Genomic DNA, 25,589 nt, shown 5'->3' with positions numbered 1-25,589 from the left:
TATTCACTAAAAATATAAGTGTAGTGAGGGACTATTCACTTTTCGTTCTTCACTATTAACTAAAGACTTAAGGTGGTTATAGCGAAAGGTCTCACCTCTTACCATTCCGAACAGAGAAGTTAAACCTTTTAGCGCAGATGGTACTGCATTTTGTGGGAGAGTATGTCGCCGCCTTCTTATCAAAAACCGAATTATTCATAAGAATAGTTCGGTTTTTTTCTATTAATCATTAACCATTGAATATTAACCATTATGAACCACGAAATTCTTCGAGAAATTATCACTACTCCTATGCCTTATGGCAAGTATAAGGGCACTATGATTGCGGATTTGCCTCTCTACTACTTAGAGTGGTTTGCCTCTCAGGGCTTCCCTAAAGGAAAGCTTGGAATGCTCTTGGCCACTACCTTCGAAATTAAAACCAATGGTCTCCAAGAAATTATCGATACACTCAAAAAGCTATAAAAAGGCTTTTATTTTTCTTCTTTTTATAAAATCAAGCAAAGTTACTTCTCTTGAAAATAATTGCAAAAAATACGACTTCTTTTGTTGTTAAATGCAATAACTCATATAATCTTCTTATGTAGGATGATAGAATAGCAATTTTCAGGTTGTTTTCTAAGGAGGTTTGGGAAAGAAAGTGATAAAACACTTGACAAACAAGTATAAAAGTTGTATTTTTGTGGGGCTCAAACTATTTTTAATAATGATATAAAGAAACATTCTTTGCGAGATTCTTTTTTGTATAGTAATTTTAAGAATGCTACTTTTTTAAATTATCAGGATGTTGTTGATTTAATAATTTAAGTTTCGTAAATTGTATAATTTATTGATTTTCAAAAACTCCCCCCCCCTCTTCACATACTCGCTCTCGCGACTTCCTCCAAAGGGGGAATGAGATAGTTTATGATTCTCAAGAAGTTAGAGAGAGGACATTTTCCAGATTGATAGACAATTTTTGTCTTTTTCAACGCATCCCACATACCCAGCTGTGAGCACTCGCTGGCTTTCCCCTCTCGGAGGGGATAGTCCGTGAATACATGGAACGGAGTATGTGAGGGGAGGTTTGTTTTGTAAAATATTGATTATTAACTAATTACAAATATAATTATAACCTAAAAATGACCTGCGAAACTTAAATTAGTAATTGCCAAAACATCGAAACACTACTCCATAGAGGGATTTTTTGGAGCGAGGCGTGCGGTATAAGCGATATGAAAAGTGCCAGTGGAGACAGCACAAGAGGTAAGAAAGTAAAAATGGACAAAAAGGGTGTAAGTTATGGATAATGTAATAATATATCAAAGAATAGAATCTTTAGATGATAGAGAGAGGGCGCTTTTTGCTTTTTCAATGGCTGAACGAATTGGTATAGGTTTGCGTTACTATCGCTTCTCAACCAGCTGTTTTTGAAATAGCGTTCAAACTCGTCATCTCTCCAGTAATTGGCAAGGATATAGACCCCAATATAAATGTTTATTTATACTTGTTGTTACGCTTATTTCTTCTCTTTTGTCTTTCTTCCTGTTCCTTACGGGCTTGGAATTGTTCATCATAATATTCATAATATTCGAAAATGCTGATCCAGCTCTCGTAAAGTGGTTCAGGAAAGCCCTCGGCTTTGCGGCGCTCATAATCTCTTTTGCGATAGGGGTCGAATACTTTTCCTGGGGGTAACGGACGGTTTTTATCCATATACCATACGATGAAAGACCAAGATTTTATAGGTGTATAATCTAAATCTATATCGGTTGCTAAAATTTTGTGATGATAAAAACCAAGAGATACTGGTCCATTTTTTCCGTTGAGTTTTAGTGCTGCTAACACTTTATCAAAGGGCATAGTTATAGGTTTGCCATAGAATACATTAGGGAAGGTAATGATCCCGTTGAGGCGGTCTAATATAATTTTTTGGGGAGGGTGAGTGTATTGATACACAATTAAAAGAATACCTATAAGAAAAAAAATAACACGAAAAAAAACACCCGGTATTTCGTTGGCATCTCTTGAAAAAGAAAGAGAAAATGTTAAAACAAGAAAGAATACCCCAAAATATATATACATTTTCCCTATATATAAAGATTTATCTACTATATAAAATTGGTCATCTGCTCTTGTAATACCATTGCTTTTAGACATTTCGTTCTTTCCTCGAGGGCGTTCTAAGATGATATGAGGAAAATAGTTTCTTTTCCACCAAACGTATTTTAATTCTCTTTTCATAGTTTTAATTTACCATTTATGAGTTGGTTTATTGTGCCTACAGTTTCTTTTTTTAAAGGTGCCGTAAATTCATAAGAATAATAAACACTTGGTTTATAGTCGTTTGATCTATGTTCTGTATAATTTAGATGTAGAGGTACAGACACTATAAAATATTTAGGGTCGCCTGCGTAAGTATACGGGAAATCCTCTTGGTTGAGTTGTAATTTATAAGCAATTATAAATTTTACCCCCATAGCAGTTCCATATTTGTATCTCCGCCACTGAGAAATACAAATATCTACCTTTATACACCACTTCCCATTTTCTGTGGTTAATATAGGTGTGCTTATGGCTCCTTTGGGGACTTCTTCAATACTTTTTGTTACAACGTTCTGCACAAAGATTCTGTAATCGAATTGGTCTACATTCTTTAAACTATCGCTAAACTCGGGAAAGGCTACAATATCCACTTCATCAACCCCTCCCGTACAGCAATAAATGCTATTATCATCATCAAATAAAGAATCCATATTACGGGAAATTCCTATTACTTTTAAATCACTTTTGTTGAACAAGTTTAAGAAAGATTGATAACACAAGTGTATGTTGTTTTTCCAAGGGTTAACCAATTTTTTATTTTTGCTGTTCATCAATAGGTTGCGATTTCTGTAAATTTTGTGGAGGTATGACCACGAAGGGGTATTTAAAGCCTTTTGGTATAGCTTCACATCACTATCGCTTCTCAACCAGCTGTTTTTAAAATAGCGTTCAAACTCGTCATCTATTAGGTAATTGGCAAGGATATACACCCCAATATAAATGTTTATTTATACTTGTTGTTACGCTTATTTCTTCTCTTTTGTCTTTCTTCCTGTTCCTTACGGACTCGGAATTGTTCATCATAATATTCGAAAATGCTGATCCAGCTCTCGTAAAGCGGTTCAGGAAAGCCCTCAGCTTTGCGGCGCTCATAATCTCTTTTGCGATAGGGGTCGAACACTTTTCCTGGGGGTAGAGGGCGGTTTTTATCCATATACCATACGATGAAAGACCAAGAACTTTTAGGGGTATTATCTATACGAATACTGGTTGCTAAAATTTTGTGATGACAAAAACCAAGAGATACGCTTGCCCCTATTCCGTTGAATTTTAAAAACGGTAATACTTTATCAAAGGGCATCGTTATAGGTTTGCCATAGAATATACCAGGGAAGGTAATGATCCCGTTGAGGCGGTCTAATATAATTTTTTTAGGAGGATGAGTGTAATGATAGACAATATAAAGGATACCCGTAAGAAAAAAAATAACAAGAACAAAAACACCGGGTATTTCAAAGGCATCTCTTGAAAAAGCCCCGAAAGATGTAAAAACAAGAAAGACTACTCCTAAATAAATATACATTTTCCCTATGTATATGGATTCATCCTCTATATAAAATTGGTCATCTGCTCTTGTGATACCATTTTCTTTACACATTTCATTTATTTCTCGGGGGCGTTCTAAGATGATATGGGGGAAATAGTTTCTTTTCCACCAAACGTATTTTAATTCTCTTTTTACTGTTTTGCCCATTGTTTTAATTGTTTTAGTATTACGAAGTTGTTTAAACTTTTTTCTATAATAAAGTAAAAGTTCCCGAAAATTAGTAATTTTGTGTTTGAGAAAAAACACCAAAATTTAGGAACTTTGGACAAAGATACAATAAATAATTGGATTATTCCCTTTTTAAGTGTAGGAAAAAGAGGATTTAAAAGTAATTTTGATTTAGCTCAATATTTTTATTGATTATCAAGAGATTAAAAACAGGGGTGCAATGGAGAGAACTTCCAATTGAGAGCTATTTTGAAAAAGGAAAAATCTCTTGGCAAAATGTTTATTACTACTTCAATAAATGGAGTAAAGATGGTAGTTTTCAGTGAGTATGGTTGAATCTATTAAGTAAGAAGAAAAGAAAGTTAGATATGTCTTGCGTTCAATTGGATGGTAGTCATACACATTGTCGCCCAAAAGAAGAATCTGCAGGTTATCAAGCAAGAAAAAAAGCCATAACCACAAATAGCATTTTTTTGTGTGATAATAAAGGGCAAAATAATAGCAACGAGAAGCCCTAAAGTAGGAAATCACAATGACTTATATGAAATAGAAGAAGTACTAAAAGAAATCTTAGCTTTATTAGAAGAAGCAGGAATAGAACACAAAGGTCTATTTCTCAATGCTGATGCAGGATTTGATAGCAAATCTCTTAGAGAGTTTTTAGAAAGCAAAGAAATTATAGCAAATATTAAACCTAATCCCCGAAATGGAGAGCAACCAGATATTTATTTTGATGAAGAATTGTACAAAAATAGGTTTAAAATTGAACAAGCAAATGGTTGGCTTGACGGATATAAAGGTTTGATAATGAGATATGAGTATCTTGACGTGACTTGGATTGGAATGCTCCTATTAGGATTTATATCCAAGTTCCTCAAAAAAGTTTAAACACGTTTATAATAAATTAATGATTCCTTGTTGCTATTTGTCAATAATTTAAAAGAAGCAATTACTCAAAGCTTTAATAAATTGGAAGTAAGCACTCAGTCACCTATATCAAATATTTTTGACTTAATTAAAGAAGAATTATCAAAGGAGGATATCCATCATTGGTTAGGCCGTGAAATAGGGAGTGATTGAGGTTGCTGGGGAGGATTATGTAGATGCACAGGGCGATTAGCAAAGAGAATATATCCTTAGAAATAATCTTGAGGGGGCAGAGGTGGGTTTCTATTTTTTTTGTACATTTGCCCTTGAGAAACAAAATAAAACTTATATGAAACAAGAACAAACGGATGTCCTTATCATAGGGGCAGGGCCTTCAGGATGTGTATCCGCTGCGTATTTGCATAAGCAGGGAGTAGCCGTAAGGGTGGTGGAGAAGACACGCTTTCCACGCTTGGTAGTAGGGGAGAGCTTGATTCCTCGTGTGATGGATCATTTCGAAGAGGCGGGGTTCCTCCCAGCCTTGGAGGCACAGAAATATGAGGTAAAATGGGGAGCGCGCTTCATTCGTGGCGAGCAAGTATGTCAGTTCGATTTTTCTAAGAAATATTCCAAAGGTTGGGACTGGACCTGGCAGGTGCCTCGTGCAGATTTTGACAATGTCTTGGCACAGGAAGTGGTGCGCCAAGGAGTGCCTTTGGCCTTCGAGACAGAAGTGACTAATGTAGAGTTCTTCGATGGTTATCAGCTCACTACAGTCAAGGATAAGAAGGGAGAGACCTACCAGATCCGCTCTAAGTTTGTCATCGATGCCAGTGGCTATGGGCGTGTGTTGCCTCGCTTATTGGATCTGAATGAGCCTTCGAAATTGGACGATCATTCGGCTATTTTTACCCATATCAAAGAGGAGAAAGTCCGTCCAGAAGGAGAAGAAGGAACACTTATTTCTTTTGATATATTGGAGCGTGAGGTATGGCTTTGGGTGATCCCATTCTCCAATGGCAATACCAGTGTGGGAGTGGTGGGACCTACTCACTACATTAACAGCTTGTCCGCAACAGGCGATACAGCCAAGGCGCTACGCCAAGCTATTAAAACATCCGATTTCTACAGAGATCGTTTCGAAAAATCAGAATTCTTATTTCCTCCACAGAAAATACAGAGCTATTCCTGCGCCGTAAAGCGTCTGTACGGGGATGGATATGTGCTTACGGGCAATAGTACAGAGTTTTTGGATCCAGTGTTCTCCTCAGGAGTAGCATTCGCTACCGAATCGGGAATGCTTGCAGCGAAATTGGTAAAGCGCCAGCTCTCTGGAGAAAAGGTAGACTGGGAGAAGGAGTACACCCAATACATGAAGCGCGGTATAGATGTCTTTACCTCGTATGTAAGAGAGTGGTATACAGGTAACTTGCAGACCCTCTTCTTCCACGAACCTGGCAATGAAGAGGTGAAGAAAAAGATATGTTCTGTCCTTGCGGGATATGTGTGGGATGAGAGCAATGTCTTTGTCAAGAAACATGCCACTATTATTAAGAATATGGCCTATGCTATAGAGAATGGTTTAGGCATGCAAGAAGAATAGGGGAATGGAAGCCCTTTCGAGCCTAAAACTTTCTCATATTCTTTTTTTGGATATAGAGACGGTACCCCTACAGCCCTCCTACGAGGAGCTATCCCCCATAGAGAGGAGCTTGTGGGAGGACAAGACGCACTACATTCGCCAGGAAGTTCCTGCAGAGGATTATTATGAAAGAGCAGGAATCTGGGCGGAGTTCGGCAAGATCGTCTGTATCTCGGTAGGGTATTTTGTGGTTAAGAATGGGCAGCGTCAGTTTCGGGTGCGCTCGTTTGTAGGAGAAGAGCGGGATATTTTGGAGGATTTTTCCTACTTAGTGAACCAGTTTTTCAGTGGGCGGGAGCACCTATTGGCGGCGCATAACGGCAAGGAGTTTGACTTTCCCTTTATCGCACGGCGGATGCTGATTTTGGGGCTTGCCCTTCCTCAGAAGCTACAGCTTTTTGGCAAGAAGCCATGGGAGCTGGGCTTCTTGGATACCTTAGACTTGTGGAAGTTTGGCGACTATAAGCACTATACCTCCCTAAACCTATTAGCCTATGTGCTGGGTATTCCCTCACCTAAGGACGATATCACAGGGGCGGAGGTTAGGGCAGTCTACTATCAAGAACAGGACATAGCGCGCATCGCCCAATACTGCCAAAAAGATACCCTCACGGTAGCGCAGATTCTTTTGCGTATGCGAGGAGAGCCCCTACTGGAGCCAGAAGAGATCCACTATGCTACTTAGTTGCGCTTATCCTCTCCCCAGAGGAGCTTATTGCGGAGCGTCTTGAAGAAGTCGTTTCCTTCAAGTTCGATGGTTTTGAGATGGAATGGTGCCAGCGATATTTTCACCGAGGTCTCGCAAGGCAAGATAGCCGAGCGGGCATCGTAGGTGGCCAGATAACACCCTTCACGGTTGGATACGTGGAGGGTGATTTCTGTACTATCGGGGATGATCAGAGGTCGTGCATTGAGATTGTGAGGGGCGATAGGGGTGAGTGCCAAGGTTTTGGAATGCGGCATGATCACAGGCCCCCCACAGCTGAGCGAATAGCCCGTAGAGCCTGTAGGCGTAGCGATGATGAGTCCATCAGCCCAGTAGGAAGTGAGGTATTGGTCATTCAGATAGGCTTCCACAGTGATCATAGCTGTGGAGTTCTGCCGGATGACGGTAATCTCGTTCAGGGCGAAGTTCAGAGGAGCGATGGGTCGTCCGTCGGTATGAGTGATCTGTAGGACAGAACGCTCATCGGTATGGAACCTACCCGCGCGAATTTTGGCAAACATATCCGTAATCTCTTCCTGAGAGATCGTAGCGAGAAAGCCCAAGCGGCCGGCATTGATTCCGAGGATAGGAATCTGTAAGTGCTGGATATAGGTCATCGCCCAGAGGATGGTGCCATCGCCCCCAATGGTGAGCATCAGAGAAGTATCGGCAGGGAGATCCTCTACCGAATGGAAAGTCTCGACCCCCTCCAAGGGAGTCTGCTCTCTATAACGGCGCAGCAGATCCGCCTCTACACGGATGGTATCCCCATGGGAGCGCAGCTCCTGAAAGATGGAGGAGAGCAGAGGGTGGTATTCTACCTTATATTTTTGAGAATATATAGCAATCTTCACGATGTATCAGTTTGATTATCAATATTTTAATTATTAAAAAGCAATTCGCGATACTTGGTTAGCGTCCAGAGCTCGTCATCAATCATCAGTTCGAGCTTGTCGCAATGGTATCGGATTGGGTCAAAGAACGGGCGCACCTCCTGGCAGTAGGCGAGTGCTTTTTCCTCCACGGAGGGTAGGTTATTGATCTTTTTACGAGTTTCGACCATAAGAGATACCTTACTGTGAATTTCCTTGATATGCTCAGAGATATGCTGGATTAGGTCAATCTGCTCGAAAGCCAATTCCCTGTACCCCTCCCCGAAGATGTCCTTGAGTCCTTGTACATTTTCGATAAGGATATTCTGGTAGCGTACAGCCGTAGGGATGATATGGTTGCGAGCGATGTCGCCCAGTACCCGAGCTTCGATCTGTACTGTTTTGATATATTCCTCCAGATCAATATCATAGCGAGCGAGGAGTTCGGTACGGCTCAGTACCTTCATTTCCTCAAAGAGAGCTATCGCAGTCTCGGAGACATTCTCCTTGAGTGCTTGAGGCGTGGTCTTGTGATTGCTCAGCCCCCGCTTGGCAGCCTCCTCTTCCCAAGCCTTGCTATAGCCATCCCCTTCGAAGAGAATAGGCTTGGAGGCATTGGCATAGCTACGCAATACTTTTAGAATAGCTTCCTCTTTCTTGAGAGATTTTTTCCCAGAGGAATGCAGCAGAGAATCCACTTCTTTCTTGAAGTCGGAAAGCTGCTTGGCGACGATGGTATTGAGCACCATCATAGGCTTTCCACAGTTGGCACTGGAACCTACAGCACGGAACTCGAACTTATTGCCGGTAAAGGCAAAAGGCGAGGTACGATTTCTATCGGTTGTATCGATGAAAAGATCCGGAATTTTGTTGATCACATTGAGGGTTTCCTTCTGAGAAATTTCCTTGTCCCCACCCTGAATTAGAGTCTGGAGAATCTTGGTAAGCTGTTCGCCAATAAAGACAGAGATAATAGCTGGAGGTGCCTCATTGGCTCCCAAGCGGTAATCATTGGTAGCGGAAGCCACAGACGCCCTTAGGATAGCCTCGTAGCGGTGTACAGCACGTATGGTACAGAGGAAGAAAGTAAGGAACTGTAGGTTGCTCATAGGAGTCTTCCCAGGGGAGAGTAGATTGACCCCCGTATCGGTAGAGAGCGACCAGTTGTTATGCTTTCCAGAGCCATTGACCCCGATGAAAGGTTTTTCGTGGAAGAACACCGTAAAGTCATGCTTTTCGGCGACCTTGCGCATCAGGTGCATGAGCAGGGCATTTTGATCCACCGCGCGGTTGGCCTCGGAGAAGATAGGTGCGAGTTCGAACTGGTTGGGAGCGACCTCATTGTGTCGTGTTTTCACAGGAATCCCCAGCAGGAGACATTCCCTTTCGAGCTCCTTCATATAAGCCAATACACGGGAGGGGATAGCCCCGAGATAGTGATCCTCGAGCTGTTGCCCCTTGGCAGCTTGATGTCCCAAGAGCGTACGCCCAGTGATAAGTAGGTCAGGGCGTGTGGCGACAAGGCTTTTGTCAATTAAGAAATATTCCTGTTCGCAGCCCAAGGTAGTGGTTACATGGCTTACCTGCTTATCGAAGAGCTGAGCTACCTGAGTGGCCGCTTTGTCGATAGCCGTGAGCGCCTTGAGCAAGGGAGTTTTATTGTCCAAAGCGGCACCGGTATAAGCGATAAAGATCGTAGGAATACAAAGGACATCCCCATAGACAAAAGGAGGAGAAGAAGGATCCCAAGCAGTATAGCCGCGAGCCTCGAAGGTATTGCGGATACCGCCATTGGGGAAGCTCGAAGCATCGGATTCCTGTTGTACTAAGAGATTTCCAGAGAAATGTTCGATAGCCTCGCGGGAGGATATAGGGTCAAAGAAAGCATCGTGCTTTTCGGCAGTGCCGCCGGTGAGCGGTTGGAACCAATGAGTATAATGAGTAGCCCCCTTGGAGATAGCCCATTCGCGCATTGCCATAGCCACTTGGTCGGCGATATGTCGGTCGATTTTAGTTCCTCGGCGGATGGAGTTCATGACACTCTCGAAGACTTCGCGGGTCATACGTTCACGCATGGCGCCCTCATGAAAGACATTCTGAGCGAAGAGATCAGAGAGTCTTTCGCAGGAGGAAACTGGTAGCGGTTTCCTTTGTCGCACTTCACTTAAGGCATCGAATCGTAACATAAGATATCGAGATTAATGATATTGTTTTCAGCTGACAAAAGTACAAAAAAACAATGATTAATTATCAAGAGACGACTGTTAATTCTTATTGACTCGAGTTCCGTAAGTTCTGTAAGTTCTTGATTTTCAGAAATTAAACCTAACCTCCCTCCAAGATAGGGAATTAGTAAGTATTAGAAATTCAATAAGTTATAGAAGGAAATTTTTTTCATATTGACTAACAAATTTAGCCTTCTATCACCTAATGATAGTCAATCAGGTGAATCAGGTGCTCAAGACCAATCTTTCGTCCGAGCAACTGGAGCTGGTAGAGACCAATAAAATCACCTTTATGCTAATGATTTCCGCCTTAGGGAAATTCTTCTCGATCACGGACTTGGATAGAGATAAATGTAATATAGGTATCTCACGCGCCTTGCTCTATAAGTGTAAGGCAGAGTTCGGCACTATGTTGGACGATTTTTTTTAGGATAAATACAGATGAAGTAGTGAAAAACAGAACTCTTTGAAAAAGAGGATAATTAGGCTTTTTAATTTTAATTATTTGTTAAAAAATAATAAGATTCGGGGAAAAAATACTATCTTTGCGTTCAACTTTAAAAATTAAAACCATGATGACAGCGGCAAAACTGCAACAATTACTAGATGCTCATTGCCAAGATATGAAGGCAAGTATGCCGGGGTTCCTTTTCTATGGAATACTTAGCACAACCGATGGAACAATGCTTTCGAAAGCTTCTTCGAATGAGGAGACTGCCAAGATTATAGAGGAAGGCTCTCCTTATCACTTGATGATTATTAATCAGGTGAATCAAGTACTTAAGTCCAATGTTTCCTCTCAGGAACTTAAGCTGGATTATGTACTGATAGAGACCGATAAGATTACTTTCATGTTGGCAATTTCAGCTTTAGGGAAATTCTTTTCGATCACTGCTTTGGAGAGAGACAAATGTAATATAGGTATCTCACGGGCCTTGCTCTATAAGTGTAAGGCAGAGTTCGGTACTATGTTGGACGACTTTTTTTAGGATAAATACAGATGAAGTAGTGAAAAACAAAACTCTTTGAAAAAGAGGATAAATAGACTTTTAGTCTTAATTGTTTGTTAAAAAATAATAAGATTTAGGGAAAAATACTATCTTTGCGTTCAACTTTAAAAATTAAAAATGATGACAGCAGCAGAACTGCAACAATTACTAGACGCTCATTGCCAAGATATGAAGGCAAGTATGCCGGGGTTCCTTTTCTAAGGAATACTTAGCGCAACCGATGGAACAATGCTTTCGAAAGCTTCTTCGAATGAGGAGACTGCCAAGATTATAGAGGAAGGCTCTCCTTATCACTTGATGATTGTTAATCAGGTGAATCAAGTACTTAAGTCTAATGTTTCCTCTCAGGAACTTAAGCTGGATTATGTACTGATAGAGACCGATAAGATTACTTTCATGTTGGCAATTTCAGCTTTAGGAAAATTCTTTTCGATCACCGCTATGGAGAGAGACAAATGTAATATAGGTATCTCACGGGCCTTGCTCTATAAGAATAAGGCAAAGTTCGGTACTATGTTGGAAGACTTTTTTTAGAATAAGACGGGCGAAAGCCCGTTTTTTATTTTTCCATCACTGAGAGAATTCCCTCTTGGGAGGATAGCAAGAGCACCCATTCGGAGAAGTTGGAAATCTCTTCGGAGGATAGGGAAAGGGTAAAGCAGTTATGAGCAGGATTCTTTTTGATTTTGGTAATGGAAATAGATTTTTTACGCAAGAGTGTTGCACAAGTCTCCAGTAGTTGGGTAGGGTCTTGCTCTTGTGCATAAGAGATTTCAAGAGAAGTAACGAAAGATTTTTTGATAATCTTGGACTCAACTGTCTTGAGAACAATCATGATAATGAGCATAAAGACGATGGCCACCAGTGCGATATTGTAGAATCCCCAACCGATACCCAGGCCGACACAGCCTGTAGCCCAGATGCCGGCGGCGGTAGTCATCCCGGCAATGCTCTCCCCGCGCTCCTTGATAATGCTTCCCGCACCTAAGAACCCAATACCACTAATCACTTGAGCTCCCAAGCGCCCCAGATCGGTCTTGATGACTGCCGCCAAGCCACTATGTGTACTCTCAAAATCAATGATATGGATGCGCAACTGATCCTGAATCATAGAGACAATAGCCGCCCCAAAGCACACAAGTATATAGGTTCGGAAGCCAGCAGGCTTGCGCTTGCGTTCGCGCTCGAAGCCTACCAGTCCGCCAAAGACTACCGCCAAGAACAATCGGAAGAAAACTACCCCTAAGGAGAGCTCTCCTACAAAGTGTTGGTTAGAGAGCCCAGAGAAAAACTCATTCATACGTTACCAGATTTTAAAGCACAAAAGTACGAAATATATTTGTTAGCTAATAAGAGAATTATTATCTTTGAGGGGCTAAATACAATCCTAATTTTAGTTCTATATTTTCACTTTTTATTATGAAAGAAGTGCAAAAAAAGTAGTATTTTTGCCCTCTGTTATTGGAGTCTTTTATTGACGTTGCTATAAAAGACTTAATTATCTTTTATACAGTATTTTATTTTAAAAAACGAAAAAATGGCCAAATATACCGAAGAAGAACTCAAAGAAGAATTAGAGAACAGTGAGTACAAATATGGGTTCTATACCGATATAGAATCCGATACGTTTCCTAAGGGGCTGAATGAAGAAGTAGTCATCGCCCTTTCGAAGAAGAAAAACGAGCCCCAATGGATGACCGACTGGCGAGTGGAGGCTTTCCGTATATGGCAGGCGATGCCAGAGCCGCCTCATTGGGCAAATATCAAGTTTGAAACACCAGATTTCCAAGATATAGCTTACTACTCAGCCCCCAAGAAGAAGCCAAAACTCAACAGCTTGGATGAGGTAGATCCACAGCTTTTGGAGACTTTTCAGAAGTTGGGTATCTCCCTTGAGGAACAAAAGCGCCTTACAGGAGTAGAGGACAAACCTGCTGTGGCTATGGATGTAGTGATGGACTCCGTATCGGTAGCTACTACTTTCCAGAAAACCTTAGCAGAGAAAGGGATTATCTTCTGTGCGATTTCAGAAGCGATTCAGAAACATCCAGACCTTGTACGCAAATACTTAGGAACCGTGGTGCCTAAGACCGATAACTTCTATGCGGCGCTGAACTCAGCCGTTTTCACCGATGGGTCATTCTGCTATGTGCCTAAGGGCGTGCGCTGTCCGATGGAACTCTCTACCTATTTTCGTATCAATCAGGCAGGGACAGGACAGTTCGAGCGTACGCTTCTGATTGTAGATGAGGGAGCTTATGTATCCTATTTGGAGGGATGTACAGCACCTAAGCGTGATGAAAATCAACTTCATGCGGCTGTGGTAGAGCTTATTGCTATGGAAGGAGGAGAGATAAAATACTCTACAGTACAAAACTGGTTCCCAGGGGATAAGGAAGGAAAAGGAGGGGTGTATAACTTTGTAACCAAGCGTGCTCTGGCGGAGAAAAATGCTAAGATCTCTTGGACACAGGTTGAGACAGGTTCTGCTATCACTTGGAAGTATCCTTCAGTAGTGCTCAAGGGAGATAACTCCATAGGAGAATTCTACTCTATAGCGGTGACCAACCACTTCCAACAAGCCGATACAGGAACTAAAATGATACACTTGGGCAACAATACCAAATCCACGATTATCTCCAAAGGGATTTCGGCAGGGCGCTCACAGAACAGCTATCGAGGTTTGGTGAAAGTAGTGCCCAATGCCAAGAATGCACGTAACTTCTCCCAATGTGATTCCCTGCTGATGGGAAATAACTGTGGGGCGCATACCTTCCCTTATATAGAAGCAAAGAACCCTACTGCTCAGATAGAACATGAGGCGACTACCTCCAAGATAGGAGAAGACCAAATCTTCTACTGTAATCAACGAGGAATAGATACTGAAAAAGCTATTTCACTCATCGTGAATGGTTTTGGGAAGGAAGTACTTAACAAACTCCCTATGGAATTTGCCGTAGAAGCCCAAAAACTTTTGGAAATTAGCTTGGAAGGCAGTGTGGGATAGTTTTTTAGAGTGAAGAGTGAAGAGTGAAGAGTGAAGAGTGAAGAATGAAGAATGCTCACAGTTGGGTATGTGATGGAAAATAAAGCTAAAGTTGCGAATAAATGGAAGAGAGTATGAGACTCGCACCAGCAAAGAGCCAACTTGCGATTTGCCCAGAATATAGAAAAGAAGACTTTTGAAAAATCAATCAAAAGTCTTCTTTTTATTTTCTATGCTGGGGTTATCCTCTGATTCTAGAAGGAGAGCTACTTCTTATTCTTATAGGTATTGATCCCAAGGAGCCTATAGAGAGGGGAGAAGTTCAGTAGAATGGTGACGATAAAGGCGATAGAGATGATGCCCAAGATAGAGGCAATGGTATCGTTGGTAATAACCTTAGTCATTCCCAGAATGGCACTGATAAGTACGAAAATCAAGCGTACTTGTTTGTCTAATTTTCCTATATTTCTTTCCATAAAATCACGAATTATAGATGGGACAAAGATATAAAAAATACTTTATATAAAAAAATTATGAATCCCAATCTATAGAAAGGATCTCTCCTGAGAGGGCGAACTGTACAGCGATGACTTCCTCGGTTTCGACATCCTCGTCATAATAAGGAGCGAAGTACATATCTACATCGGCCTCTCCTTCTTGGGGATACCAAAAATCAATCATATCCAACTCCAATTCGCTCACGAAAGTTTCGATATCATCGGGAGTTCTTTTTGTTTTTTCCTTAAAGTGATTGAAATAGTCAGGGTGCTCTTTCAGGTATTGTATAAGGACTTTTCGGGCTTGTTCTTCCCTTAGGGATAGTTTTTTTATAAAAGATTCAAAAGCATCTAAGCGTTCTTTCAAGAGGTCATTTCCTTTGGAGAACCAGAAAGAAACCCATACAATACTGTCCTTGTAAGGGATTTCTTGTTCCCAAAGGACATCGTACATATCATCCTCCAGTGTTTCCACCTTGGAAGTATCTAAAGAGCCGAAATAAGGGTGTGTAATTTTTGTTGCCATATTCGAAGGTATTAATTCATCTCACTATACCCTACAGCCTCTCCTATGAGGGTGGTAGAGGTACAGTTGGTTATTTTTACATTGACAAAATCCCCCACTTTGTAGTGTTCCTTAGGGAAGACCACGACGGTATTTTGGGTATTGCGTCCCATCCATTCTTGGTCAGACTTTTTAGAATTTCCCTCGATGAGCACCTCTACCGTTTTCCCTACTTGCGCTTGGGTACGTAGGAGACTATGTTTTTGTTGGAGGTCGATAATTTCGGTTAAGCGGCGCTTTTTCACCTCGTCGGGGACATCATCGGCAATCTTGCGAGCGGCGAGCGTACCAGGGCGCTCGGAGTAGGCAAACATAAAGCCGAAGTCATACTTGACATACTCCATCAGAGAGAGTGTATCCTGGTGATCTTCCTCGGTTTCGGTAGGGAATCCAGTGATCATATCCTGAGAGATAGCACATTCGGGGATACGCTCACGGATGCCATCAATCAGTGCGAAGTACTCCTCGCGGGTGTGTAGGCGGTTCATCGCCTTGAGGATGCGGTTGCTACCACTCTGTACCGGTAGGTGAATATACTTACAGATATTGTGGTGCTTGGCCATGGTATCAATCACATCCAAGGTCATATCCTGAGGATTCGAGGTGGAGAAGCGAATACGCATCTTAGGGAATTGAGTTGCGACCATATCGAGGAGCTTGGCGAAGTTGACTGCAGTAACCTTCTGTATATCAGAAGCCTTTTCGAAATCCTTTTTTAGGCCTCCCCCATACCATAGGTAGCTATCGACATTCTGTCCCAGCAGGGTAACCTCTCTGAATCCTCGCGCCCAGAGCTCCTCGATCTCGTGGATGATAGAGTGAGGGTCACGGCTGCGCTCCCTTCCACGGGTGAAAGGTACGATACAGAAAGTACACATATTGTCACAACCCCGAGTGATAGAGACAAAAGCTGTCACTCCATTGCTATTGAGACGAATAGGGGAGATGTCGGCATAAGTCTCGTCACGAGAGAGCAGCACATTGACCGCATCGCGGCCATTGTCCACCTCCTGCAAGAGGTTAGGCAAGTCCTTATACGCATCGGGACCTACGACTAAGTCCACGATATGCTCTTCCTCCAAGAACTGATGCTTGAGGCGCTCGGCCATACAGCCCAGCACTCCGACCTTCATGGCAGGCTTGTGACGCTTTACGGCATTGAACTGTTCGAGGCGCTTGCGGATGGTCTGTTCCGCCTTTTCGCGCACTGAACAAGTGTTGATCAGTACCAAATCCGCCTCATGGAGCTCTTCGGTAGTATTGAAGCCCACCTTGTGCAGGATAGAGGCAACAATCTCGCTATCAGAGAAATTCATCTGACAGCCATAACTTTCTATATAGAGCTTACGAGTATTCTTAGCATCCCCCTCCAGAGAGAGCGGCGCTCCTTGGCGGGTTTCATCAATTACTTTTTCCATCAAAAACAAACCTTGTTATAAGGGTGCAAAAGTAGTGAAAAAAAACGAGATAAACATCTGTAGGAAATAGTTAATTGTTAAGGGGCAATTGTTAACGCGAATCAAGAGTTGGAAGGCTTTTCACTAACTTTCTAAGACGCAATAAATTGCGTCTCTACCCTAATATAGGCTAAGGCAACTGTGGATGAACATAGTTATCCATAGAGGCGCAATATTTCAAAGGGCGATTTGCAAATCGCTCCTACAACAGAGCCTAAAACGATTGATTATCAATGAAATAAATTTTAAAAATATTTTAATCGAACATAATTTAAACTTTTGATAACCAATATCTTATACTTTTTGGACAACCTCTTCGTTCCTACTTCAAAGGACCCCCAATGATCAAGGCTAAGGGAAGGATCAGGAGCACCTTAGGATTGATATTGATTCCTACAGCAAAGCCCCTTCTCAAGGGATTATTATCGCCAGAGGCATAGGCATTGGTAGGGATCACATACCCTGCATAAGCATATATATCCTTAGTGCCAACTCCTACCTTAGGGATGATGGCGTAGGGAGTATAGGTAGCTCCTGCAAATGTATGGCGATACTTCAGTGCCGCAGAGAGCTCAAAGATCCCTCGTGTGCTTCCCTGAAAGCCTGTTAGATGTACTCCTGTACTGCCAAAAAAGGCATATTTTTTATCCTCATCCAAACGAATTTCCCCTGTGATTCCTGTATGAAAGGTATTTCTACCAATATACTCATAACCTACGACCAAAGGTGGTACTTGGGCATAATTCTTGCCGCAAACCATGAGAATAAGAAAAAGAATCCAATTTTTCATAGTAGGAAATTTAAGGTTGTTTTTCTAAGAATATTTATGTAACAGATAAGACAGATAAGCAACTTACAGATTTTGGGAACCTCCCCCTTGTAATGAAGTCGCCAAAGCGAGCAAGTCAGGGGGAGGTTATTGTAAGTAATTTATAGTTATGTCGAACTCGTGTTACTTAGTGGGGGAGATTTCGTAATTTTTCTCACGGAAAGCTTGGGTGAGTTTTTCGATATGCGCCAGTCCGTTGGTTTCCATGGTGACTTGTACCTCGATATCGCGGAATCGCGAAAGATTCTTGAATTGGTTATGAGCGAGCTTGACCACATTGGCGCCCTCTTGTGCGATAATCTGAGTGATTTTAGCCAATTCTCCAGGTCTGTCCTGAATGCTCACCGAGAAGTTGAAGATTCTATTGCGGCTTACTAATCCCTTATTAATCATGGAAGAGATCATCAGTACATCGATATTGCCACCACTGACCACGGGCACCACTTTTTTATTCTTTTGGTGAAGCCTTTTGAGTGCTGCCATAGGGAGGATACCAGAGTTTTCAGCGATAATTTTATGTTTTTCCACCAGTAGGAGGAAAGCCTCCATCAGCTCATAGTCCGAGATGGTGATAATCTCATCAATATATTCCTTGATATACTCGAAGTTAGTTTCCCCAATACGCTTTACGGCAGTACCGTCGGCAATGGTATTGGCTTCAGGGAGTTCTACGACCTTATTCTCCTTGATAGCCTCCAAGGCAGAGGCTGCTCCGGCGGGTTCTACTCCGATGATACGGATAGAAGGCTTGATGAGCTTAGCCGCACAAGCAATTCCTGAGATAAGGCCACCCCCACCGATGGGCACCAAGATGATATCCGTATCGGGGGCTTCCTCCAAGATTTCCAAGGCAATAGTACCCTGTCCTTCCAATACATCTTCATCGTTAAAGGGGTGTACAAATACATAACCTTCTTTGGCTTCTAACTCTTTTGCTTTTTTATAAGCATCGTCATATACATCGCCATAGAGGACTACCTCCGCGCCATACTTACGAGTGGATTCCACCTTGATCAGCGGGGTAGATTGCGGCATGACGATTACAGCTTTAATCCCCAGCTTCTTAGCGGCATAAGCGACCCCTTGGGCATGGTTTCCTGCAGAAGAGGCGATGACCCCCCTTTTCTTTTCCTCGGGGGAGAGTTTTAGGATTTTGTTATAAGCCCCACGAATCTTGAAAGAGCCTGTTTTCTGTAGGTTTTCAGGCTTGATAAAAACTTTATTTCCAGATTCCTCTGAGAAAATAGGGCTGTAGATGAGCTTGGTACTCAAGAGTACTTGAGCGAGATGCTCGCGAGCGGAGATAAAATCATCTAACGAATGCATATAGAAGTTTTTAAAGTGATTGTCTTGATAAAAAGCAAAAGCCATTCCCCCAAGGGAGGGAATGGCTTTAGGATAGTGGAGTCGGAGAGATTCGAACTCTCGTCCAAACAAGTAACCACAAGGCTTTCTACACGCTTAGTTTCCATTTGTTTTTCGAGGCAGTGCTGAGTGGAAACGCCCCACACTACCCTTAGCTTCTATTAGGAGCTGAACCCAAGGGAAGAAGCCACCGAAGGGTTCCATGTTGATATTCATGGTGTCTCTTTTGCGACGAGCCATCAACAAGGGCTTTCAGAGACATCTCGCTTCCCTACCTTGTAGGGACTTAGCCAGAAATCTTACTATAATTCAGATTAGGCAGCAAGAGCGTAGTTATTCTCGCCATTTAAAGTGTTGAAACAGAGATTAACGAGCATTAGCTTCATAGCTCGGCGTGCTTACTTTATGCTTAGGCTTGCTGTCAAAACCAGTCGACCCCCATAAAAGTAATTTGGTGCAAAGGTACGATTTTTTTTGTATTACAAGAGATTTTTAACATAAAACAGTGAACAGGGGTCAGTGAACAGTGAACAGGGGTCAGTGAACAGGGAGCAGTGAGCAGGGGTCAGTGAACAGTGAACAGTGAGCGGGGAGCAGTGAGCGGGGAGCGGGGGGCAGAGAGCTGTGAACAGTGAACAGGGGTCAGTAGGGGTGAATTGCAATTCGCCTTTTAGCTTCAGAGGGTATAACAATTTGCCCTTGAAAGGATGAAGAGTTTCCCCTTTGGGGGGGCAAGAGGATTGGCGAGGGATGAGAGTTTTCCCCCTTTGGGAGGTAGAGGGATGGGGGAGTAGTTTTTTTTGAGTTAAATATATTTTATCCAAAGTATTTTTTCCGTACATTTGCCCTTATTTTTGTATGTATACCAACACTCTATTATGGCTGTTATTGTAGAGAACTTAACCAAACAATTTGCGGGACAAACCGTGGTAGATCACTTGAGCTTTTCCCTTCACAAAGGAGAGGTTACGGGCTTTTTAGGTCTGAATGGGGCAGGGAAGACCACCACAATGAAGATGATGACTGGCGCCCTTGAGCCTGATCAAGGGAGTGTGAGTGTCTTAGGATACTCTATTCTTACCCAGCGCGAACAAGCCCAAAAGCACATTGGCTATCTGCCGGAACACAATCCGCTATATACGGATATGTATGTAAAGGAATATCTTAGTTATGTAGCAGACATCTACAAGGCGCCTAAGCACCGTATAGAGGAAAGTATCGCCCTGACTCAGCTTGAGAGCCATGCTCATAAGAAGATACACACCCTCTCGAAAGGGTATCGCCAGCGTATAGGCTTGGCCTCGACCCTGCTACACGACCCAGATGTGCTGATCTTGGACGAGCCTACCAATGGGCTTGATCCCCAGCAGATTCTCGAAATACGCCAGATAATCCGAGACTTAGGGCGGGAAAAGGTGGTGCTGCTCTCCTCCCATATCATGCAGGAGATACAGGCTGTATGCCAGCGTGTGCTAATCCTCCATCAGGGGAAAATAATCCTCAACGAGCCTATGACAGCCCTACAGGACAAGGAACAGACAGTGGAGGTACTCTTTGACTTCCGTGTGGAGGAGCAGCTTCTACGCCGTATCCCCCATGTGAAGACTGTTCACAACAATGAAGAATTTTTCTTTACCCTTACCTTTGACACCGAGGAAGATATGCGCCCTAAGCTCTTTGATTTTGCCATGGAGAATGGGCTAAAGATCCTCCAGATGAATCATCGTCATACCGACTTAGAAGCACTTTTTACCTCTCTTACAAAAACAAAATAACTATGAGCGACTTTCTTTTACAGATAGAAAATCTCAGCAAGCATTATGGCAAGCACACCGCACTTTCGGAGGTTTCCCTACAGATTCCTCGCGGGAGTATCTTTGGCCTATTAGGCCCTAATGGAGCGGGGAAGACCACCCTTATCCGTATTCTCAATCAGATAATTTTCCCTGACCAGGGGCAGGTGCTCCTGGAGGGGCATCCCTTGCAACCAGAGGACATCTCCCATATAGGCTATATGCCAGAGGAGCGCGGATTGTATAAGAATATGACTGTAGGGGAACAGCTTTTGTACTTAGGACAACTCAAGGGATTGAGTCGCCAACGGGCACAGGAGCGATTGGACTTTTGGCTTAAGCGCTTGGATATCAGCCATTGGAAGGGGAAGAAGCTACAGGAACTCTCCAAGGGGATGGCACAGAAGGTACAGTTTGTCGCGACGGTACTTCATGAGCCTAAGCTGCTGATCTTCGATGAGGTATTCAGTGGATTAGACCCTATCAATGCAGAGATTATCAAGGATCAAGTTCTTTATCTGAGGGAGCAGGGTAGTACCATTCTATTTTCTACCCACCGAATGGAATCGGTGGAGAGTCTCTGTGATCACATAGCCCTACTGAACCGCTCTAAGCTGCTACTCAGTGGAGAGCTTACTGCCATCAAGCGACAGTTTCAGGAGAACACTTATGAGGTAGGGATTATCCCCTATGAGGGAACATCGTTCGAGGAGTTTCAGCGCCGCTACACCCCTACTGCCGCGCAGTTTCCCACTATCCACAACGAGGAGAAATGGCTGGTTGCTCTCAGCCCTACCCAAGAGGTACATGAGCTGCTACAATACCTTATGCAGCTGGGGAAAATCACTCATTTCAACCAACAAATCCCGAGTGTTAGTGACATCTTTATACAGACGATTCAGGCAGGGGAGAGTGAAGAGTGAAGAATGAAGAGTGAAGAGTGAAGAATGAAGAGTGAAGAATGTAGCTAAGCGAATGAGCTTGGGTATGTGGTGAAGAGGGAGCTATAATTATTGTATAAAAGAGGCTGTCCGAAAAGTCTTATTCATGAAGGGCGATTTGCAAATCGCCCCTACAGCAGAACCTAAAAACAACTGATTTTCAATAGAATAAATTTGAAAAATAATGTTTTGGACTTTTTGGACAGCCTATAGAATATTTTACCTAATTGATTTGGAATATTATCTTTCCCTAAACGAGGATAGCTGAAGCTCCGATGCGGTCTACACCGAGGGAGATATATTGTAGGGCGGTCTGCTTGTCTCGGATTCCTCCGGAAGCCTTTATCTTAGCGCGGTCGCCGACTACCTCGCGGATCAGCTGTACATCGGCGAGGGTTGCCCCTCCGGTACCAAAGCCAGTAGAAGTTTTGACAAAGTCAGCCCCTGCATCTACACATACTTGGCTTGCCAATCGTTTTTGGTCATCGTTCAGATAACAAGTCTCTATAATCACCTTGAGCACTCGATCGCCTGTTTCCTGTTTGAGTAAGGCTATTTCATCCAGTACCTTAGCCACATTTCCTGATAGGAAAAGACCTACATTGAGCACCATATCTATCTCCTGCGCTCCTTGAGAAAGCGCTACGGAAGTCTCATAGAGTTTGGCTTGGGTACTCATAGCTCCTAAGGGGAAGCCTACCACTGTACATACATTGACCTTCGATCCTTTTAGCTGTTCTGCTGCCAAGGGTACATAGCCACTATTGACACATACAGAGTAAAAACCATATTCGAGCGCCTCCTTACAGAGTTTTTCGATATTGGCAGGTGTTGCCGTTGCTTTAAGCAAGGTGTAATCAATATATTTTGCAATATCCATAGTATTTTATTTTAGATGTTAGAAAATGAGCTGTTTTAAAAAAAAGAGACTACCCAAAAAACCTCTTTTGGATAGCCTCTTTTTATAGATAAAATTAAAATTTTACAAAAGAGAATCCAATGCTTCAGTGTAAGTATTTTTAGGAGCTACGCCTACCTGACGGCCTACTACCTCGCCGTTTTGGAACACCAATACGGTAGGAATGTTTCTGACCCCATACTTAGCGGCATACTCTTGGTTGCTATCTACGTCTACCTTACCTACTACAACACGTCCTTCGTATTCGGTTGCGATTTCCTCTATTACAGGGCCGAGCATGCGGCAAGGTCCACACCATGTAGCCCAGAAATCTACCAATACGGGTTTATCACTTTTGAGTACTACTTCTTCAAAAGAAGCATCTGTTATCTGTAATGCCATATCTGTTAACTTTAAGATTAATGACCGCAAAGTTACAAAAAATATTTGGTAACAAGAGATCTTTTATTATAGATTTTTTCTATATATAGGATTGAAGGGTTATAGGGAATAGAAGTAACTCGAAATTCAAAATCCGAAACTCAAAACTTTTTTGTACCTTTGCCCTCAGAACAAGCACCATGAATATGGCTAGATTGTAGACACCCTTTGCCAATGCATATCTATCTGTTTTTGAGCTACTTTCTAAAAAAATTTAAGCTTATACCCAAAATGATAATACAAGAAGAGAAAGGCAAAACAGAAAGGAGAAAAGCGGCTTTTTTGCTAAAGAGAATCGTGCTATAAAAGGGAAAAAGATTCATGAGAGCAGCGCAGAAAAACTAATGAGGAATGATTACTACTCAAGTTTCGTAATTTCTATAAGTTACTGATTTTCAAAACCTCCCCCTAACCCCCTCCAAGAGGGGGAATTAGTAAGTATTAGAAATTCAATAAGTTATGGAAGGAAATATTTTTTATATTGACTAACAAATTTAGCCTTTTAAACGAATTTAGCCTCCCCCTTTAGAGAAGAGGGGAGGTTGTTACATGTTATTGATTATTATTTTGTTATAAATAAAATTATAGCCTAAAAATAGCTTTCAGAACTTAAATTAACTATTAACAATTAAAAATGTCTTCTTTATTTCAGAAATACAACGTACCCGGTCCTCGCTATACCAGCTATCCGACAGTGCCTTATTGGGAGGATAGCTCTTATTCTTATGAGAAATGGCTTGATTCCGTACGGACTTCTTTTACAGAAAGCAATAGTACACAAGGGATTAGCCTATATATACACCTGCCTTTCTGTGAGAGCTTGTGTACCTTCTGTGGGTGCCATAAGCATATCACCAAGCGCCATGAGATGGAGGATCCTTATATCCAAAATGTTCTGAAGGAATGGCGCCTTTACTTGGCCGTGCTGCCCTCAAGACCGAGGATCAAGGAAATCCACTTAGGAGGCGGTACCCCTACCTTTTTTTCGCCAGAGAATTTGCAGTATCTTATCGATCAGATATTTGAAGGAGCTGATAGGGCAGAAGGGTTTCAGTTCAGCTTCGAGGGACACCCGAACAACACTACCCGTGAGCACTTGCAACGACTTTACGATTTAGGCTTTACCCGTGTGAGCTATGGAGTGCAGGACTATTCGCCAGAGGTACAAAAGGCGATTCACCGTATCCAACCCTTTGCCAATGTGGAGCGAGTAACCCTACAAGCAAGGGAGATAGGCTATAGTTCCATCAGCCATGATTTGGTCTTTGGTCTGCCCTTTCAGAAGGAGGAAGACATGCGCTATACGATAGACTGTACCAATCGCCTGCGCCCCGACCGTATATCCTTCTATAGCTATGCCCATGTACCCTGGGTAAAAGGCACCGGTCAACGTGGATTTGACGAGAATGACCTACCCACCCCAGACCAAAAGCGCCACCTCTATGAGATCGGCAAGCAACAGCTATTGGACAACGGCTATATAGAGATAGGGATGGATCACTTTGCCCTGCCTTCGGATGAGATGTATGAATCCTTCGTCAGGGGTACACTCCATCGCAATTTCATGGGCTATACTGCCTCCAAGACACAGCTGATGATAGGATTGGGTATCTCGGCCATTAGTGATAGTTGGTATGGTTTTGCTCAGAACGTCAAGACCGTCAAGGAGTACGAAGAAGTCCTATCCCAGGACAGAATCCCTGTATATAGAGGGCATATCCTCTCGGAGGAAGACCTTATCCTGCGCCGCCATATACTGAACCTGATGTGCCAGTTCCACACCTCATGGGAGGCGCCCCAGCTACAATTTGCTGAAGCAGAGGAAGTAAAAATGCGCCTATCGGAGATGGAAAAAGATGGGCTGATACATATCCTCCCTCAGGGTATTGAAGTTACCGATGTAGGCAAGCCCTTTGTTCGGAATATCTGTATGGCCTTTGACCTGAGATTGCAGCGCAATGTACCCACGACACGTATTTTCAGTATGACGATATAATATAGTATCTAAAAATTGGATAATCAAAGAAAAATATCTATCTTTGCACAAACTAACATCTCATGAGAATATAAGGAGATTTACCTAATTAGTTCTTGGTGTTGAGAAAAAGATTTAATAAATTCATATGGCACAAATGGAAATAAATAAAATGAGACTCCGTATATTTGAAGGCTTTGCTGGATATGGGGGCGCCTCGTTTGCCCTTAGGAAACTCAAAGAAAAATATCCTCAATTTAAATATGAAGTCGTCGGATATTCAGAAATAGACAAATTTGCTTCTTCGTTATTTGATGTTAATCATAAGGGAAAACAAGGAAACCCTATAAAAAACTGGGGAGATATTACACTAATAGACCCTTACGAACTTCCCGACTTTGATATGTTTACTGGAGGTTTTCCTTGCCAGCCTTTTTCATCAGCAGGAATGATGAAAGGTGAAGAGGATCCTTATGGTCGTGGCACACTATTTCAGCATATTATGAGAATATGTGAGGTAAAAAAACCTAAGTATATCCTCATGGAAAATGTCAAAGGATTAAAATCAAAAAAATTTGAACGCACTCGTGCATTAATGGAGGAAATGTTACGAGATATGGGCTATGTAACTAATATTGAAGACAAAAATGAACAACCTTTAGCTTCTGCCATGTTGGAACCGAAAGGGTTTGAATTCCGGGTTTTTTAAAAAACCCGGAAT

The 25,589-nt window shown here is 42.4% G+C and carries 23 protein-coding genes, 1 rRNA gene, 1 other RNA gene and 2 pseudogenes; 13 read left to right on the top strand and 14 right to left on the bottom strand.

Going from position 1 to position 25,589, the window contains the following annotated elements:
* The first annotated feature begins 68 nt into the window (after positions 1 to 68).
* Positions 69 to 177 (top strand): 5S ribosomal RNA (gene rrf / locus CAPGI0001_RS01715).
* Positions 178 to 252: 75 nt separating this feature from the next.
* Positions 253 to 465: a DUF3820 family protein gene (locus tag CAPGI0001_RS01710; RefSeq protein ID WP_002665952.1), complete on the top strand. Its 213-nt coding sequence runs from the start codon at positions 253 to 255 to the stop codon at positions 463 to 465.
* Between the two features lie 1,011 nt (positions 466 to 1,476).
* On the opposite strand, the gene CAPGI0001_RS12575 is transcribed toward CAPGI0001_RS01710, so the two are convergent.
* The 3 genes from CAPGI0001_RS12575 to CAPGI0001_RS12570 all read right to left on the bottom strand — a co-directional run bounded on the left by CAPGI0001_RS12575 (position 1,477) and on the right by CAPGI0001_RS12570 (position 3,778).
* On the bottom strand, positions 1,477 to 2,223 hold the full coding sequence (locus tag CAPGI0001_RS12575; protein ID WP_002665981.1) for a hypothetical protein: 747 nt from the start codon (positions 2,221 to 2,223) through the stop codon (positions 1,477 to 1,479).
* Positions 2,220 to 2,855 carry a hypothetical protein gene (locus tag CAPGI0001_RS01700; protein ID WP_040359322.1) on the bottom strand — a complete coding sequence of 212 codons (636 nt, stop codon included), beginning with the start codon at positions 2,853 to 2,855 and terminating at the stop codon, positions 2,220 to 2,222. The genes CAPGI0001_RS12575 and CAPGI0001_RS01700 overlap by 4 nt, the downstream gene beginning before the upstream one ends.
* A gap of 173 nt (positions 2,856 to 3,028) precedes the next feature.
* Positions 3,029 to 3,778 carry a hypothetical protein gene (locus tag CAPGI0001_RS12570; protein ID WP_002665965.1) on the bottom strand — a complete coding sequence of 250 codons (750 nt, stop codon included), beginning with the start codon at positions 3,776 to 3,778 and terminating at the stop codon, positions 3,029 to 3,031.
* Between the two features lie 236 nt (positions 3,779 to 4,014).
* Here CAPGI0001_RS12570 and CAPGI0001_RS13295 point away from each other — a divergent pair, with 236 nt between their 5' ends.
* The 4 genes from CAPGI0001_RS13295 to CAPGI0001_RS01680 all read left to right on the top strand — a co-directional run bounded on the left by CAPGI0001_RS13295 (position 4,015) and on the right by CAPGI0001_RS01680 (position 6,993).
* Positions 4,015 to 4,125, top strand: a complete 111-nt coding sequence (locus tag CAPGI0001_RS13295) for a hypothetical protein (RefSeq protein WP_248601285.1) — start codon at positions 4,015 to 4,017, stop codon at positions 4,123 to 4,125.
* 151 nt (positions 4,126 to 4,276) lie between these two features.
* On the top strand, positions 4,277 to 4,687 hold the full coding sequence (locus tag CAPGI0001_RS13290; RefSeq protein ID WP_002665959.1) for a transposase: 411 nt from the start codon (positions 4,277 to 4,279) through the stop codon (positions 4,685 to 4,687).
* Positions 4,688 to 4,961: 274 nt separating this feature from the next.
* A complete protein-coding gene (locus tag CAPGI0001_RS01685; protein WP_345908474.1) occupies positions 4,962 to 6,269 on the top strand; it encodes an NAD(P)/FAD-dependent oxidoreductase in 1,308 nt (435 codons plus the stop codon).
* A gap of 4 nt (positions 6,270 to 6,273) precedes the next feature.
* Positions 6,274 to 6,993 (top strand): 3'-5' exonuclease, encoded by a 720-nt coding sequence (locus tag CAPGI0001_RS01680; RefSeq protein ID WP_002665949.1) that lies wholly within the window; start codon positions 6,274 to 6,276, stop codon positions 6,991 to 6,993.
* On the opposite strand, the gene CAPGI0001_RS01675 is transcribed toward CAPGI0001_RS01680, so the two are convergent.
* Positions 6,990 to 7,868 (bottom strand): NAD kinase, encoded by an 879-nt coding sequence (locus CAPGI0001_RS01675; RefSeq protein ID WP_002665983.1) that lies wholly within the window; start codon positions 7,866 to 7,868, stop codon positions 6,990 to 6,992. The genes CAPGI0001_RS01680 and CAPGI0001_RS01675 overlap by 4 nt on opposite strands.
* A gap of 26 nt (positions 7,869 to 7,894) precedes the next feature.
* Positions 7,895 to 10,072, bottom strand: coding sequence for a glutamine synthetase III family protein (locus CAPGI0001_RS01670; RefSeq protein ID WP_002665975.1), 2,178 nt, complete (start codon positions 10,070 to 10,072; stop codon positions 7,895 to 7,897).
* 235 nt (positions 10,073 to 10,307) lie between these two features.
* On the opposite strand from CAPGI0001_RS01670, the pseudogene CAPGI0001_RS01665 reads away from it, so the two are divergent.
* From CAPGI0001_RS01665 to CAPGI0001_RS01655, 3 genes and pseudogenes are all read left to right on the top strand, one after another.
* A pseudogene (locus tag CAPGI0001_RS01665) lies at positions 10,308 to 10,541 on the top strand (hypothetical protein); the annotation flags it as partial.
* Positions 10,542 to 10,686: 145 nt separating this feature from the next.
* Positions 10,687 to 11,100, top strand: a complete 414-nt coding sequence (locus tag CAPGI0001_RS01660) for a hypothetical protein (RefSeq protein WP_040359319.1) — start codon at positions 10,687 to 10,689, stop codon at positions 11,098 to 11,100.
* 141 nt (positions 11,101 to 11,241) lie between these two features.
* Positions 11,242 to 11,655: pseudogene (locus CAPGI0001_RS01655) on the top strand (hypothetical protein).
* A gap of 25 nt (positions 11,656 to 11,680) precedes the next feature.
* On the opposite strand, the gene CAPGI0001_RS01650 reads toward CAPGI0001_RS01655, so the two are convergent.
* Complete coding sequence (locus CAPGI0001_RS01650) at positions 11,681 to 12,421, bottom strand: MgtC/SapB family protein (RefSeq protein ID WP_002665973.1); 741 nt, start codon at positions 12,419 to 12,421, stop codon at positions 11,681 to 11,683.
* A gap of 237 nt (positions 12,422 to 12,658) precedes the next feature.
* Between CAPGI0001_RS01650 and sufB the strand changes: the two genes are divergently transcribed.
* Positions 12,659 to 14,128: a Fe-S cluster assembly protein SufB gene (gene sufB, locus CAPGI0001_RS01645; RefSeq protein WP_002665947.1), complete on the top strand. Its 1,470-nt coding sequence runs from the start codon at positions 12,659 to 12,661 to the stop codon at positions 14,126 to 14,128.
* Positions 14,129 to 14,373: 245 nt separating this feature from the next.
* Here the strand turns inward: sufB and CAPGI0001_RS01640 are convergent, their stop codons facing one another.
* The 6 genes from CAPGI0001_RS01640 to ssrA all read right to left on the bottom strand — a co-directional run bounded on the left by CAPGI0001_RS01640 (position 14,374) and on the right by ssrA (position 19,259).
* Positions 14,374 to 14,583, bottom strand: coding sequence for a YgaP family membrane protein (locus CAPGI0001_RS01640; RefSeq protein ID WP_002665951.1), 210 nt, complete (start codon positions 14,581 to 14,583; stop codon positions 14,374 to 14,376).
* Between the two features lie 55 nt (positions 14,584 to 14,638).
* The gene (locus tag CAPGI0001_RS01635) at positions 14,639 to 15,130 is read right to left on the bottom strand and encodes a hypothetical protein (protein ID WP_002665964.1); all 492 of its coding nucleotides are present in this window, start codon (positions 15,128 to 15,130) and stop codon (positions 14,639 to 14,641) included.
* An 11-nt stretch (positions 15,131 to 15,141) separates the two neighbouring features.
* Complete coding sequence (gene miaB / locus CAPGI0001_RS01630; protein ID WP_002665977.1) at positions 15,142 to 16,587, bottom strand: tRNA (N6-isopentenyl adenosine(37)-C2)-methylthiotransferase MiaB; 1,446 nt, start codon at positions 16,585 to 16,587, stop codon at positions 15,142 to 15,144.
* A 361-nt stretch (positions 16,588 to 16,948) separates the two neighbouring features.
* Complete coding sequence (locus CAPGI0001_RS01625; protein WP_002665958.1) at positions 16,949 to 17,416, bottom strand: hypothetical protein; 468 nt, start codon at positions 17,414 to 17,416, stop codon at positions 16,949 to 16,951.
* Between the two features lie 162 nt (positions 17,417 to 17,578).
* Positions 17,579 to 18,781 carry a threonine ammonia-lyase gene (ilvA, locus tag CAPGI0001_RS01620; RefSeq protein ID WP_002665969.1) on the bottom strand — a complete coding sequence of 401 codons (1,203 nt, stop codon included), beginning with the start codon at positions 18,779 to 18,781 and terminating at the stop codon, positions 17,579 to 17,581.
* A gap of 73 nt (positions 18,782 to 18,854) precedes the next feature.
* Positions 18,855 to 19,259: a transfer-messenger RNA gene (ssrA, locus tag CAPGI0001_RS12680) on the bottom strand.
* A 439-nt stretch (positions 19,260 to 19,698) separates the two neighbouring features.
* Here ssrA and CAPGI0001_RS01615 point away from each other — a divergent pair.
* On the top strand, positions 19,699 to 20,595 hold the full coding sequence (locus CAPGI0001_RS01615) for an ATP-binding cassette domain-containing protein (protein ID WP_002665954.1): 897 nt from the start codon (positions 19,699 to 19,701) through the stop codon (positions 20,593 to 20,595).
* Positions 20,596 to 20,597: 2 nt separating this feature from the next.
* Entirely contained in the window at positions 20,598 to 21,536 is a 939-nt protein-coding gene (locus CAPGI0001_RS01610; protein ID WP_002665967.1) for an ABC transporter ATP-binding protein, read from the top strand.
* Between the two features lie 268 nt (positions 21,537 to 21,804).
* Here CAPGI0001_RS01610 and deoC read toward each other — a convergent pair whose 3' ends face one another.
* Both deoC and trxA read right to left on the bottom strand, forming a co-directional pair.
* Positions 21,805 to 22,434 carry a deoxyribose-phosphate aldolase gene (gene deoC / locus CAPGI0001_RS01605; protein ID WP_002665940.1) on the bottom strand — a complete coding sequence of 210 codons (630 nt, stop codon included), beginning with the start codon at positions 22,432 to 22,434 and terminating at the stop codon, positions 21,805 to 21,807.
* Between the two features lie 102 nt (positions 22,435 to 22,536).
* Entirely contained in the window at positions 22,537 to 22,854 is a 318-nt protein-coding gene (trxA, locus tag CAPGI0001_RS01600; protein ID WP_002665982.1) for a thioredoxin, read from the bottom strand.
* A 673-nt stretch (positions 22,855 to 23,527) separates the two neighbouring features.
* Between trxA and hemN the strand changes: the two genes are divergently transcribed.
* Positions 23,528 to 24,889 (top strand): oxygen-independent coproporphyrinogen III oxidase, encoded by a 1,362-nt coding sequence (gene hemN / locus CAPGI0001_RS01595; RefSeq protein WP_002665942.1) that lies wholly within the window; start codon positions 23,528 to 23,530, stop codon positions 24,887 to 24,889.
* Positions 24,890 to 25,589 lie beyond the last annotated feature (700 nt).

The sequence above is a fragment of the Capnocytophaga gingivalis ATCC 33624 genome, assembly GCF_000174755.1.
GTDB lineage: Bacteria > Bacteroidota > Bacteroidia > Flavobacteriales > Flavobacteriaceae > Capnocytophaga > Capnocytophaga gingivalis.
The sequence above is the reverse complement of the archived record's forward strand: the minus strand, read 5'-3'. Positions and strand labels throughout refer to the sequence as shown.

What these genes read in the sequence shown, in the direction of transcription:
- CAPGI0001_RS01710 (WP_002665952.1), top strand. Translation starts at nt 253, where the DNA reads ATGAACCACGAAATTCTTCGAGAAATTATCACTACTCCTATGCCTTAT.
- miaB (WP_002665977.1), bottom strand. Translation starts at nt 16,587, where the DNA reads ATGGAAAAAGTAATTGATGAAACCCGCCAAGGAGCGCCGCTCTCTCTG.
- hemN (WP_002665942.1), top strand. Translation starts at nt 23,528, where the DNA reads ATGTCTTCTTTATTTCAGAAATACAACGTACCCGGTCCTCGCTATACC.
- CAPGI0001_RS01640 (WP_002665951.1), bottom strand. Translation starts at nt 14,583, where the DNA reads ATGGAAAGAAATATAGGAAAATTAGACAAACAAGTACGCTTGATTTTC.
- CAPGI0001_RS01680 (WP_002665949.1), top strand. Translation starts at nt 6,274, where the DNA reads ATGGAAGCCCTTTCGAGCCTAAAACTTTCTCATATTCTTTTTTTGGAT.
- CAPGI0001_RS12575 (WP_002665981.1), bottom strand. Translation starts at nt 2,223, where the DNA reads ATGAAAAGAGAATTAAAATACGTTTGGTGGAAAAGAAACTATTTTCCT.
- CAPGI0001_RS01670 (WP_002665975.1), bottom strand. Translation starts at nt 10,072, where the DNA reads ATGTTACGATTCGATGCCTTAAGTGAAGTGCGACAAAGGAAACCGCTA.
- trxA (WP_002665982.1), bottom strand. Translation starts at nt 22,854, where the DNA reads ATGGCATTACAGATAACAGATGCTTCTTTTGAAGAAGTAGTACTCAAA.
- ilvA (WP_002665969.1), bottom strand. Translation starts at nt 18,781, where the DNA reads ATGCATTCGTTAGATGATTTTATCTCCGCTCGCGAGCATCTCGCTCAA.
- CAPGI0001_RS01625 (WP_002665958.1), bottom strand. Translation starts at nt 17,416, where the DNA reads ATGAAAAATTGGATTCTTTTTCTTATTCTCATGGTTTGCGGCAAGAAT.
- sufB (WP_002665947.1), top strand. Translation starts at nt 12,659, where the DNA reads ATGGCCAAATATACCGAAGAAGAACTCAAAGAAGAATTAGAGAACAGT.
- CAPGI0001_RS01650 (WP_002665973.1), bottom strand. Translation starts at nt 12,421, where the DNA reads ATGAATGAGTTTTTCTCTGGGCTCTCTAACCAACACTTTGTAGGAGAG.
- deoC (WP_002665940.1), bottom strand. Translation starts at nt 22,434, where the DNA reads ATGGATATTGCAAAATATATTGATTACACCTTGCTTAAAGCAACGGCA.
- CAPGI0001_RS01615 (WP_002665954.1), top strand. Translation starts at nt 19,699, where the DNA reads ATGGCTGTTATTGTAGAGAACTTAACCAAACAATTTGCGGGACAAACC.
- CAPGI0001_RS01700 (WP_040359322.1), bottom strand. Translation starts at nt 2,855, where the DNA reads ATGAACAGCAAAAATAAAAAATTGGTTAACCCTTGGAAAAACAACATA.
- CAPGI0001_RS01660 (WP_040359319.1), top strand. Translation starts at nt 10,687, where the DNA reads ATGACAGCGGCAAAACTGCAACAATTACTAGATGCTCATTGCCAAGAT.
- CAPGI0001_RS01610 (WP_002665967.1), top strand. Translation starts at nt 20,598, where the DNA reads ATGAGCGACTTTCTTTTACAGATAGAAAATCTCAGCAAGCATTATGGC.
- CAPGI0001_RS01635 (WP_002665964.1), bottom strand. Translation starts at nt 15,130, where the DNA reads ATGGCAACAAAAATTACACACCCTTATTTCGGCTCTTTAGATACTTCC.
- CAPGI0001_RS12570 (WP_002665965.1), bottom strand. Translation starts at nt 3,778, where the DNA reads ATGGGCAAAACAGTAAAAAGAGAATTAAAATACGTTTGGTGGAAAAGA.